This is a genomic window from Flavobacterium oncorhynchi (genome assembly GCF_002217355.1).
GTDB classification, from domain to species: Bacteria; Bacteroidota; Bacteroidia; order Flavobacteriales; family Flavobacteriaceae; genus Flavobacterium; species Flavobacterium oncorhynchi.
The window spans coordinates 1-12707 of the sequence record NZ_MUHA01000004.1; the positions used below are offsets into that span (position 1 = coordinate 1).

Annotated in this window: 12 protein-coding genes; all 12 read left to right on the plus strand. The window is 33.7% G+C overall.

Features of this window, described 5'->3' with window-relative positions:
- Positions 1-483 precede the first annotated feature (483 nt).
- The 12 genes from B0A75_RS02560 to moeB all read left to right on the plus strand — a co-directional run bounded on the left by B0A75_RS02560 (position 484) and on the right by moeB (position 12668).
- On the plus strand, positions 484-1959 hold the full coding sequence (locus tag B0A75_RS02560) for an MFS transporter (RefSeq protein ID WP_089052731.1): 1476 nt from the start codon (positions 484-486) through the stop codon (positions 1957-1959).
- 27 nt (positions 1960-1986) lie between these two features.
- Positions 1987-3579 (plus strand): magnesium transporter MgtE N-terminal domain-containing protein, encoded by a 1593-nt coding sequence (locus tag B0A75_RS02565; RefSeq protein ID WP_089052732.1) that lies wholly within the window; start codon positions 1987-1989, stop codon positions 3577-3579.
- A 28-nt stretch (positions 3580-3607) separates the two neighbouring features.
- Entirely contained in the window at positions 3608-4660 is a 1053-nt protein-coding gene (locus B0A75_RS02570; RefSeq protein WP_089052733.1) for an MFS transporter, read from the plus strand.
- 98 nt (positions 4661-4758) lie between these two features.
- Positions 4759-6975, plus strand: coding sequence for a molybdopterin oxidoreductase family protein (locus tag B0A75_RS02575; protein ID WP_089052734.1), 2217 nt, complete (start codon positions 4759-4761; stop codon positions 6973-6975).
- A 17-nt stretch (positions 6976-6992) separates the two neighbouring features.
- Entirely contained in the window at positions 6993-7562 is a 570-nt protein-coding gene (locus B0A75_RS02580; RefSeq protein WP_089052735.1) for a 4Fe-4S dicluster domain-containing protein, read from the plus strand.
- Between the two features lie 9 nt (positions 7563-7571).
- On the plus strand, positions 7572-8084 hold the full coding sequence (locus tag B0A75_RS02585; RefSeq protein WP_089052736.1) for a Rieske (2Fe-2S) protein: 513 nt from the start codon (positions 7572-7574) through the stop codon (positions 8082-8084).
- Positions 8085-8108: 24 nt separating this feature from the next.
- Entirely contained in the window at positions 8109-8357 is a 249-nt protein-coding gene (locus B0A75_RS02590; protein ID WP_089052737.1) for a DUF6755 family protein, read from the plus strand.
- Between the two features lie 165 nt (positions 8358-8522).
- The gene (locus B0A75_RS02595) at positions 8523-9695 is read left to right on the plus strand and encodes a molybdopterin molybdotransferase MoeA (RefSeq protein ID WP_089052738.1); all 1173 of its coding nucleotides are present in this window, start codon (positions 8523-8525) and stop codon (positions 9693-9695) included.
- Positions 9696-9988: 293 nt separating this feature from the next.
- Positions 9989-10561, plus strand: coding sequence for a molybdenum cofactor guanylyltransferase (locus tag B0A75_RS02600; RefSeq protein ID WP_089052739.1), 573 nt, complete (start codon positions 9989-9991; stop codon positions 10559-10561).
- A 5-nt stretch (positions 10562-10566) separates the two neighbouring features.
- Positions 10567-11355 (plus strand): uroporphyrinogen-III C-methyltransferase, encoded by a 789-nt coding sequence (gene cobA / locus B0A75_RS02605; protein WP_089052740.1) that lies wholly within the window; start codon positions 10567-10569, stop codon positions 11353-11355.
- A 2-nt stretch (positions 11356-11357) separates the two neighbouring features.
- Entirely contained in the window at positions 11358-11594 is a 237-nt protein-coding gene (locus tag B0A75_RS02610; RefSeq protein ID WP_089052741.1) for a MoaD/ThiS family protein, read from the plus strand.
- 3 nt (positions 11595-11597) lie between these two features.
- Positions 11598-12668 (plus strand): HesA/MoeB/ThiF family protein, encoded by a 1071-nt coding sequence (gene moeB, locus B0A75_RS02615; protein ID WP_089052742.1) that lies wholly within the window; start codon positions 11598-11600, stop codon positions 12666-12668.
- The last annotated feature ends 39 nt before the right edge of the window (positions 12669-12707 follow it).

A 12707-nucleotide genomic window follows, 5' to 3' on the forward strand; every position in this document is an offset into this window, starting at 1 on the left:
GAATATTTAAAAAAAAATTAGAAAAAGAACAAATTTTGACAAAACTCTCTGTCATTTTTAATTTTTATTTGTAAAATCGGCGGGCTTTTTAATTTTAACTAACTAGTAATAAAGTGATTTTGAGTGCAGCGCTTTTATAAAAAAAATGTGAGAGTATAATTATTAGGAAGATGATTTAACAAATTAATTACTGTTAACTCATATATAGTTTGATATTTTTTATTAATTTTAGATTGTTGAAAGATAGATGAATAGGGAATAAGAACATTTATTTCTACTGTAATTAAGGTGGAATTTCAGTTCTAATGAAGGTGTTGCTGTTGCTGCTAAAAAATGTAATTTATCTATATTCGATTTATGTCATATTAAAGACAAGATTATCTTTAATATGACATATGTCATTTTTTGCAGAGGTTAACTGTTTTAATTTTGTTGTCATATTAAGTACTGATAATAGTTCACTAATATTTTAATAATTATTATATGAGTAATCTGTCTCAATCCCACCGAATTTTATTTTTAAATACACTTGCTTTTACCATTTGCTTTGCCTGTTGGACATTAAATGGCGTTTTGGTAACTTATCTAGTTGATAAAGGGATATTTAATTTTACAGTTGTCGAGACTGGGTGGCTATTGGGAATTCCTATACTTTCAGGTTCTGTTTTTCGATTACCTATAGGTATTTTGACAGACAAATACGGAGGAAAAATTATATTTTCAACATTACTTTTATTGTGCTCAATCCCTTTATTTTTATTGCCATTTGCAACGTCATTTTGGAGTTTTGCAGTATTAAGTTTTCTTTTCGGATTAGTAGGAACAAGCTTTGCGGTTGGGATAGGATATACTTCAATCTGGTATCCAAAAGAGTGGCAGGGACGTGCTTTAGGAATTTTTGGAATGGGAAATGCCGGAGCAGCAATTACTACTTTTATTGCACCCACTTTGCTAAATAATTTATCAGAAAATGATCCCATAAACGGGTGGAAAACACTCCCAGTTATTTATGCTGTAACACTTGTTGTAATTGGGATACTTTTTATTGTTTTTGCAAAAAATAAAGTCAATAAGGGAGTTTCAAAAACAATGGGGCAATTGATGTCGCCTCTTAAAAATGTTCGAGTTTGGCGTTTTGGAGCGTATTACTTTTTAGTGTTCGGTTTTTTTGTGGCGTATTCACAATGGCTGCTTCCAAATTTCATGAATGTGTACCATACCACTTTAGTAATGGGAGGGATGTTTGCTACTATGTTTAGTCTGCCATCTGGAGTTATTAGAGCTTTTGGAGGTTACTTATCAGACAAGTTTGGAGCTAGAAAAGTAATGTATTGGGTATTAGGATCATCGATAGTAATTAGTTTTTTATTGATGTTTCCAAAAATGGAAATTTTTACCGCAGGACCCGGAGTTATGGCGATGAATAACGGTACAGTTACAGAAATTACTGCAGATAAAGTAGTAGTAGATGGAAAAGTACATAACATACATACCAAACAAGTTCAAAATGATGATGAAGCTGCCATTTTTCCTGTAAAAAATTCTTGGCAGGAAATCCTTGTCAAACAAAATCAAGAAGTCAAAAAGAAAGAATTATTAGCGCAAGGAGTTACACAAATTAAGTTTAGTGCTAATCTTTGGGTATATGTGGTTTTAGTAATTCTAATTGGAATTTCTTGGGGAATTGGTAAGGCTGCTGTTTATAAACATATTCCAGAATATTTTCCAAATGAAGTTGGAGTAGTGGGAGGAATGGTTGGTTTAATTGGTGGACTTGGTGGTTTTGCCGGCCCAATAATCTTTGGTTATCTTCTTAATTATACAGGACTTTGGACTAGTTCATGGATTTTCATTTTTATAGTTTCTGTGCTTTGTCTTCTTTGGATGCATCGAACAATTATTAATGCAACTCGATCTAAACTTCCAGATTTCACCAGAGAAATTGAAAGTAATCATTAAAATTTTAAATAACTTAATAATAGATATATGAAAACTTGGTTAGATAAATGGGATCCAGAAGATGAAGTATTTTGGAATTCTACCGGAAGTAAAATCGCTTGGAGAACGTTAACAATAACAACGATCACTTTAGTATTATCATTCGCATCATGGTTTATGATGAGTGTTATTGCCGTAAAATTACCAGGATTGGGATTTCGATTTACTAAGGATCAACTTTTTTGGCTGACTGCAATTCCTGGGCTTGCAGCAGGATTTTTAAGAATTATACATACTTTTATATTACCCATTTTTGGAACAAGACATATAGTCTCGTTTGCTACACTTATTAAATTGATTCCTGTAATCGGAATTGGTTTTGCTGTGATGGATGTAAATACACCGTTTTGGGTATTTGCACTTTTAGCTTTTACTACAGGTTTTGGAGGTGGAGATTTCTCCTCTTACATGCCTAGTACGAGTTTGTTTTTTCCTAAAAGACTTAAAGGAACAGCTCTTGGGATTCAGGCTGGAATTGGGAATTTTGGTGTTTCAGTAGCGCAATTTGTTACACCGCTTATTATAAGTGTCAGTATTTTTGGTGCTGCATCAGTATTTACAAGTATTGATCATAAAGAAGCAATCGTTGTTTTTCAGAATGCTAGTATTGAAAAACAAAAAGAGGTTTTTTCTGCTTTAGATCCAGACGTACAAGCTAGAATATTGACTAACGTAAAGAAAACAGTCACTGATTCAGTAAGTGCATCGATCCAATCAGATGATAAAGTGGCTCTTTTTACGGCGTTGCCTTTAAAAGCAAAAGCTAAGGCTATTGCAAATGCAAATCCAAAGATGGCCGAGAAAATACTAAATGATATCAGTCCTAAAAATACAGCAGTCAAAAACACCGAAATTTATTTACAATCGGCTGCATTTTGGTACGCTCCGTTCCTAATATTATTATCTATTATAAGTTGGTTTTACTTAAAGAGTATTCCAATGAAAGCATCAATTAAAGAGCAGTTAGATATTTTTTCTAATAAACATACTTGGTATTGTACCATTACTTACATTATGACTTTTGGAACATTTGCAGGTTTATCTGCTGCTTTTCCTTTGATGATTAAATTTTTGTATGGTGATTTTCCAAACGCACCAGATCCATTAGTTTATGCTTTTTATGGGCCGCTTATTGGTTCTGCAAGCCGTATTGCTTTTGGCTTTGTAGCCGATAAAGTAGGTGGGGCTATACTTACTACAATTACTGGTTTAGGAATTTTGGCAGGATCAATTATTTTAGTTACAGAAGGATTAGTGGCGCCAACAAGTATGGAGCAGTTTCCTCTTTTTGTAACCGTAATTTTAGCAATGTTCTTTTTTACAGGAATTGGAAACGCAGGTACGTTCAGACAATACCCTATTATTTTTGCCGAAAATCAACGTCAGGCAGCTGGAGTAATTGGTTGGACAGCTGCAATTGCTGCATTTGGACCGTTTATTTTCTCAAAACTAATAGGAAATAATCTTTCAGCTAATGGTACTGTAGATCAATTCTTTATTGGTGTTGCTATTTTCACTATATTAGCTACAGGTATCAATTGGTGGTTCTACAATCGTAAAGGATGCGAGAAACCAAGTTAATAAGTAATCATTAAAATTAAAATTAAGGATGAAAGATAAAACATTTAATACCAAAGCCCTGCTTGTTGCTTCGCTGGTTTCAATACTCACTATCGTACTTGTGTTTTATGGTTCCAGACAATTGCAGAATTTCGATGCAGCATTAATTACTTACTTATTCGGAACCGTATTTGCTTTCTTCGGAATCGTTTATCGATATACCGTTTGGCTGCAGCGTCCGCCAACATGGATGTATTTTAAAAGAAGTATCAAATTTCTTTTTACAGGAAAAATATTTTCGCATTTGTGGTTTTTAGGAAAAGAATCAGTACAAAATATTGTTGTTCAAAAGTTTATTTATCCAAGAAGTAAATGGCGCTGGTTTGCCCATTTCTGTATCGCATTAGGCTGCTTGTCTGCTTTTGCAATTACAATTCCGTTGACATTTGGATGGATACATTTTTCATTGGCACCTAATTCTATTTCCATTTACGAAGCGCATTTCTTCGGATTTAAAATGATGGATTTCGAAATAGGATCTTTTCTTGCCTTTTTAATTTTTCATGCCCTAAACTGGTCTTCATGGCTTGTAATAATCGGGTCTGTATATTATTTAAGACGAAGATTAACAAATCCGGGATTAATTGCAACTCAAACCTTTGAAGGAGATTTATTGCCGTTGATTTTATTAATTGCAATATCAGTTACAGGTTTATGTTTAACGTATTCGTATCAATTCATGAAAGGATTTGCATATGATTTCTTAGCCGTAATTCATGCCGTAACCGTAATCATGTTTTTAATATGGATTCCGTTTGGAAAATTCTTTCATATCATTCAGCGTCCCGCACAAATTGGAGCTCATATTTATAAAAAAGAAGGAATCAAACAAGGAATGGCAGTTTGCCCGCATACTGGAGAAGAATTTGCAACAAAACTTCATATCAATGATTTAAAAATTGTAACCAAACAATTGGGTTTTGATTTTACACATGAAGATGGAACTTCTCACTTGGATTTAAGTCCAGAAGGAAAAAGATCACGATTAGCACAAGCACATTTAAAAGCCAGAATAGAAAGCGGAGGAAGCTTATTTGGATAAAGAATATAGTTTCAAGTTTCAAGCTTCAGGTTTCAAGTTCCGCAAAGAACGTTAAACCTGAAGCTTGAAACCTGAAACAAAACAAACAAAAAAAGACAATGGCAAAATTACCTGTATCAACTGAAAAAATTATTGAAGAGTTCGGTCCGCATTTAAATTATGCGCCTAAAGATGGTTATGAAGGTAGAGACGAACCAGATAAATTGGTAAAAACACATTGCTGCTTTTGCGGCATGCAATGTGGTATTCAATTATCTGTAAAAGATAATCAAGTAGTTGGCTTCGAACCTTGGATGGAATTTCCTTTCAACGAAGGGCGTTTATGTCCAAAAGGAGTACAACGCTATTTACAAAATAATCACCCGGATCGTTTATTACATCCTTTGAAAAGAGTAGAAGGAAAAGGTTTTGAAAAGGCGACTTGGGATGAAGCAATGGATAAAACCGTATCTGAAATTAAAAGAATTCAGGAAAAGTATGGTAAAGATGCTTTTTCAATGTTATCTGGCGTATCACTCTCAAATGAAAAAAGTTATTTAGTAGGTAAGTTTGCTCGTGTAGCCCTAAAAACAAAAAACTTAGATTACAACGGAAGACTTTGTATGGTAAGTGCAGGAGCAGGAAATAAAAAAGCCTTTGGTTTAGATCGAGGCTCAAATAATTATTCTGATCTTGAATATGCAGAAGTAATTATTGTTGCTGGTGCAAATATCAGTGAAACATTTCCAACTTTAACCCACTGGATTTGGAAAGCTCGTGATCGCGGCGCTAAGTTAATTGTAATCGATCCAAGAATGATTCCGTTAGCAAGGACTGCAGAGATTCATTTAGATGTAAAGCCCGGAACAGATTCTGCTTTATATGGAGCGATGCTAAAGTATCTGGTAGATCATGATATGTTAGATCACGACTTTATTGATAATCATACTTCAGGATTTCAAGAAACAATTGATGCAGTAAAAGATTATACTTTAGAATGGGCGGAAGAAGTTACTGGAATTGACAAAGAAAAGATAAAAGCTGCTGCTGAGTTATGGGGGAAAGCAAAAACGAGCTTTTTACTTCACGCACGCGGGATAGAGCAACACTCTAAAGGTGTTGATAATGTAGTAGGCTGTATCAATTTAGTTTTGGCAACAGGAAGATTAGGAAGACCTTACTGCGGATATGCAACAATTACTGGACAAGGAAATGGACAGGGAGGACGAGAGCATGGTCATAAATGTGATCAATTACCTGGAAATAGAGACATTGAAAACCCAGAACATCGTAAATACATATCACAAGTTTGGGGAATCGACGAAAAAGATATGCCCGGAAAAGGTTTATCGGCTTATGAAATTATTGATGCTATACACAGAGGAGAAATAAAAGGGTTACTTTCTATTTGCTTTAATCCGCTGGTATCATTGCCTAATAATAATTACGTACGAGAAGCACTTGAAAAATTAGAGTTTTATGTTTGTATTGATTTCTTTTTAAATGAAACCGCTCGTCATGCCGATATTGTTCTGGCTGGATCATTGCAAGAAGAAGAAGAAGGAACAACAACATCGGCAGAAGGAAGAGTTATCCGAATTCGTCAAGCTGTGACACCTCCTGGAGAGGCTAGAACAGATACTTCAATATTTTTAGAATTAGCAAAAAGATTGGGAGTAGAAGATAAGTTTACTTACGAAAATAGTGAAGCTATATTTAATGAATTACGTGTTGCATCTAATGGCGGAACAGCAAATTATTTCGGAATATCGTATAAAAAAATAGAAGATAATATGGGCGTTTTCTGGCCTTGTCCAACAGATGATCATCCCGGAACACCTAGATTGTGGGAAGACAAAGTGTTTGCAACTCCAGATAAAAGAGCTCATTTTAATCCGGCTCCATATAAACTTCCAGGAGAAGTTACTGATGAAGAATTTCCAATAACACTAACTACAGGTCGTGTGGTTTCTCAATATTTGAGCGGAACACAAACCCGCCGAATTGGTAAGCTGGTAGATCAGTTTCCTGAACCGTTGTTAGAAATTCATCCTGAGCTGGCTCTGAAATATGGTATTAAGCAACGTGAATTGGTAAAAGTTTTAACCCGAAGAGGAGAAGGCGTTTTTCCTGCAAACATAGTTGAAACAATCCGAAAAGATACTGTATTTATACCATATCACTGGCCGGGAATTAAATCGGCTAATCAATTAACAATTGGAACTTTAGATCCTATTTCTAAAATGCCAGAATTTAAAGTTTGTGCCTGTTCATTAAATCCGCTTGGCGAAATTGCACCACCCTCTGCTGGTTCTGATGCTTTTGCAAGTGTTTAATCTATAAAAGAAGACTTATGAATTTAACCAATTTTAATAGAAACGAAGAGTTTTTTGTAGATCTGCAACGCTGTATTGGATGTAAAGCCTGTGAAATGGCTTGTGCAGAATGCGAAACAAACGGACAGGAATCTCTGATCAGTGTTAATTATGTAGAACGTTCCTCGACAATCCAAACTACTGTACAAGTTTGTATGCATTGCGAAGATCCAGTTTGTGCTAATGTATGCCCAGCTGATGCGATTTCACAAGATGAATTTGGCGTAGTTCATACAGCAAGTACGGAAAGATGTATAGGTTGTTCGAACTGCGTAATGGCTTGTCCGTTTGGAGTACCTAAAAAAATGGAAGAATACGATTTAATGATGAAATGTACGATGTGCTATGACCGTACCAGCGTTGGAAAAAAACCAATGTGTGCAACAGTTTGCCCAAGTGGAGCATTATTTTACGGAACAAGAGAACAAATCGAAGAAATGAGACCAAATAGTACACCAATCAATAATTTTATTTTTGGACAAGAAAGAGTTACTACAAAAGTCAATATTATGATGCCGAAAGGCAGTAATGAATTAAGAATTTATTAAATCCGAGTCATGTCAAAAGAAGATAATTTAAATCAAAACTGGAAAAAGGATTTTCCCATAAAAAAACAGGAATCAACTCAAGTCAGCCGACGCGATTTCGCTAAATTCCTGACTTTTGTTTCTGGCGGATTAATGGTTGGAAGCGGGTTTGTAACCGCAAAAGCATTTTTACTGCCAAAAGAAGAAGTGCAAGGCGAACATTTTATTTGCAATAAAGAAGATGTTCCCGTGGGCGGAACAAGAGGATTTGTATTAGAAGGAAGTACAATTCCATATATTTTAATACACTTAGAAAGCGGCGAATTTAAAGCTTACGAGCAAAAATGTACACATTTATCCTGTTCAGTATTTTATAAGCCGGGAACAGGAATTATACATTGCCCTTGCCATGAAGGATCATTTGATGCTAAAACTGGAGATGTAATTGCCGGACCGCCGCCAAGAGCTTTACCGCAATTAGAAGTCGTATTTAAAGAGAATGCCGTTTTTGTAAAAGCCTACATCGAAAAAAAAGAAAGCTAATTTGTATAATTTAATTTTATAAGTATGAGTACTTTTAGACGCAGCCAGAATCGCTCAAACCCTAATAAGCTGAATAATATACTTTCGACACTTATTTTTATTTTAATATTAAATGTCAGCATTCAAATTTGGCTTTTGTACGCCTCATTAAATAATGCATTAGACAATAATAAAGAAATATTGATTCCTGCATTCATAGCATCAGCAATCCTATTTTTAATTGGTTTTGCATGGTTGTATTATCTGCCAAAAGGTAATTTTAGAAATAAATAAAACAAGATTTTCTGCCATAAAAAATGCTGTTAGATTTTTTCTGAGAGTATTCAAAAGAATTACCCTAAATTTATATTCAAAAAAAATAGGTACTAATGATTTTAACTAAGTAAAAATACTTATATTTGTAATAAGTATTTTTTTGCTTATAAAGGATAGCATTTTATGATAAAAGTTGAAGAAGCATTAACAATAATTGAAGCAAACAGTGCCAAAATGCCTGCACAGCAAATAGCCGTAAGTAAAGCATTAGGTTATGTTTTGGCAGAGAAAGTTATTTCTCCAATTCATATGCCTCCGTTTCGTCAATCGGCTATGGATGGATATGCTTTTATTCACAGTATAAAACATCAATATGATATAGTAAGTACATCTCAAGCAGGAGATCATTCAAATTTAAAATTGAATGCAAATGAAGCCGTTAGAATATTTACAGGCGCATTTGTACCTGATGCTGCTGATACTGTTGTAATGCAAGAGCATGTAATTGCAAATAAAAATTCGATACTTATAGCTGCAATGCCCGCAAAAAGTGCAAATATTCGCCCAAAAGGAGAGCAGATTGCTAAAGATGATATTGTTTTTGAAGCAGGGACTTTAATGACTCCAGCCGCAATTGGTTTTTTAGCCAGTTTAGGAATCACAGAAATTAAAGTACACAAGAAACCTAAAGTCGCTATTTTAGTAACAGGTAACGAATTAGTAAAACCCGGCGAAAAACTGAAAAAAGGAAAAATTTACGAAAGTAATTCTGTTATGCTTCAAGCTGCTCTTGAAACTATCGGAATTAAAAAAACGAAAGTTTACAGCGTAAAAGATAATTTAAAAGCTACGAAAAAAGCATTAAAAAGTATTTTAAAAAAGTACGATATAGTTTTAATTTCTGGCGGAATTTCAGTTGGAGATTATGATTTTGTAAAAGAAGCATTGTTGCAGAATGATGTAAAAGAACTGTTCTATAAAATCAATCAAAAACCGGGAAAACCAATGTTTTTCGGTTCTAAAAATGAAACTTTAGTTTTTGCTTTACCTGGAAATCCAGCTTCATCACTGACTAATTTTTACATTTATGTTGTTCCGGCAATAAAAAGCAGAATTGGATTTTTGGAGATTCACAAAACAAAAGTAATTCGGAAATTAAACTCAGATCTTAAAAACAATACAGGGAAAACATTGTTTTTAAAGGCAAAATACAACGAAACACATGTTGAAGTTTTAGACAGTCAAAGTTCTGCAATGCTTAACACATTTGCTGTTGCTAACAGTTTATTAATTGTTCCCGAAGGTATTGAAGAATATAAAAAAGGACAATTGGTTACGTTATTACCGATAGATTAATTTTAGATTCTTAGAATCACAAAATAGAAAAGAGCATAGAAAAAAGATTTTTGAGTAATAAAGATAAAGATCGCTGTATAAATAAAAACATACAGCTAAAGTTTGAAACCTTTTAAAATACTGATATAAAGAATGCTGGAAACACAAGCAATGATTTCAACCATTGGGACTTTGTAAATTTTCAGCTTTGCGAACTTAATTTTAAAGACAATAATGAATAAAAATTCTTAGCGCTCTTTGCGGTAAAACAACCTGAAACGTGAAACAAGGAAAAACCTGAAACAAAATTAATCATGGAAACACCAACAGTATTTATTCTTTGCGGCGGAAAAAGCTCCAGAATGCAGTCTGAAAAAGGATTAGTGCTGTTTCAGGAAAAACCATTTATTGAACATATAATTCGGGCTATTTTACCCATTACAGATCAGATAAAATTGATTACGGCTTCAAAAGAATATGATTATCTGCCGTACCAAAAAATACCTGATGTTATTGCAGAGAAAGGGCCGTTAGGTGGAATTTACACTGCATTATCACATTCTGAAACTGAGTTTAATTTGATTTTAAGCTGCGATATTCCGTTAATTTCAACTGAATTATTACAAGAATTAATTTCAAAACATACAGAAGAAGCTGGAATTACTGTTTTTGCTTCAGAAAGCCGAATACATCCATTAATTGGAATTTATTCAAAAAAAGTTCTTTCAATAATTAAAGAGGCTGTTGATTCTAATGAATTAAAAATGATGGATTTACTTGCGAAAGTGCCGCATCAAATTGTAAATATAGAAGAAAGCGAAAACTTTCATTTAACCAATATTAATTCGGCAGACGAATTAAATGATCTGAATATCAATTTAAGTTAAAGAGTATGCAAAGCTTAAAAACACCAAAATTAACGATTGTAGGCGCAGGTCCTGGCGACGTTGAATTGATTACGATGAAAGCTATTAAAGCTTTAAAAAGTGCCGATGTTGTTTTGTATGATGCTTTGGTTAACGAAGAATTATTGGAATATGCATCGAATGCCGAAATAGTTTTTGTTGGAAAACGATTGGGTTGTCATGCTTACACACAAGATCAGATTAATGATTTGATTGTTTCAATGGCAAAAAAACACGGACATGTTGTTCGTTTAAAAGGCGGCGATCCTTTTATTTTTGGGCGTGGAAGTGAAGAAATTGAATTTGCAGAGCGATTTGAAATCGAAACCGCAATTGTACCAGGAATTTCATCAGCTTTAGGTGTTCCTGCTTCAGTAGGAATTAGTTTGACACAACGAAAAGTTGCCGAAAGTTTTTGGGTAATTACTGGAACAACTTCAGATCACAAACTATCAAAAGATGTTCAGTTAGCTTCAAAATCAGCTGCAACGGTAGTTATTTTAATGGGAATGCATAAACTGGACGAAATCATTTCTATTTATCAAGAAAATAGAAATGACAATCTGCCAATTGCGATTATTCAAAACGGAACGAAAAATTCAGAGCAAAAAGTAATTGGAACTATTGATACAATTACTAAATTGGTATCTGAAAAAAACATATCATCGCCTGCAATTATTGTGATTGGCGAAGTAGTACGAAATACTTCAAGCTGGATTTCGTATTTTCAGGAACATTTTGATGATGAATTCATTTTTCAGAATTTAAATTTATAATAATGATTGAAGTTAAATATTTTGGAGCTGTAGCCGAAAAGACAAAATGTGAATTCGAAAAGTTATCTTTTTCTGAAGTATCACTGCAAAAATTATTGCAGGACTTAAACGAAAAATATGAGTTCGAAGCACTGACTTTCAGTGTTGCCGTAAACCAAAAAATAGTTTCAAAAACAACAGATTTTACATTACAGACAAGCGATGTTGTCGCTTTATTGCCGCCATTTGCGGGAGGATAAAAAATGAATACATCAAACCGATATAACAGACAAATAATTCTTCCAGAAATTGGAGACGAAGGTCAGTACAAATTGCTGAAATCTAAAGTTTTGGTTGTTGGTGCCGGTGGTTTGGGCGCAGCAATTTTGCCGTATTTGGCTTCCGCTGGAGTGGGTGAAATTGGGATTGTAGATGATGATACAATTGAAATTTCAAATCTGCATCGACAAGTTATTTATAAAACTTCAGCAGTTGGAAAATCAAAAGCAGAAGAAGCCAAATTGATGATTTCTGAATTGAATTCTGAAGTAAAAGTAAATGCAGTTTCTGAAAAGTTGTCAGGAAAAAATGCTATTTCATTATTTGAAAAATATGATATTATTGTTGATGCAACAGATAATATTGCAATAAAATATTTAATAAACGATGCGTGTCTTGTCGTTAATAAACCAATGGTTTATGGATCTATTTTTAGATTTCAGGGACAAGTTTCCGTTTTTAATTATCAAAAAGGACCAACATACAGATGTTTGTATCCCGATGAAAATAATAATGCTTTGAATTGTGAAGATGCGGGAGTAATTGGAATTTCAGTTGGAATTATCGGTATGCTTCAAGCAAATGAAGTTTTAAAAATGATTCTCGGAATTGGAGAAGTTTTGAATGGAAAAATATTGGTTTACAATATTTTGAACAACGAACAACAAAAATATGGTTTTGACAGAAGTGATATTCAGTCAATAAGCAAAGAATCATTCGAAGAAAAGTATAATAAATCTGATGTTGCAGAAATAAGTTTTGGTTCCGTTTTAGAGGAAATAAACAATGATTCCGTTTTGTTTTTAGATGTTAGAAACACTGATGAATTGCCAAAAATCAGTTTAAAAAATCAAGTTCAGATTCCATTAATGCTTTTGGAAAATGAAATCGAAAAATTGGACAAAAACCAAATGATCTATGTTTTCTGTCAATCCGGAATCAGAAGTAAAATGGCAGTTGAGGTACTTCAAAAACATCAATTTAAAAATGTGAAAAGTATTGCTGGAGGCGTTTTAGCAATGAAGAAATTATTGAAAGAAGAAATAAAAATATAGCCAAAGATTTACGCATAGTTTGTCATTTCGACGTAGGAG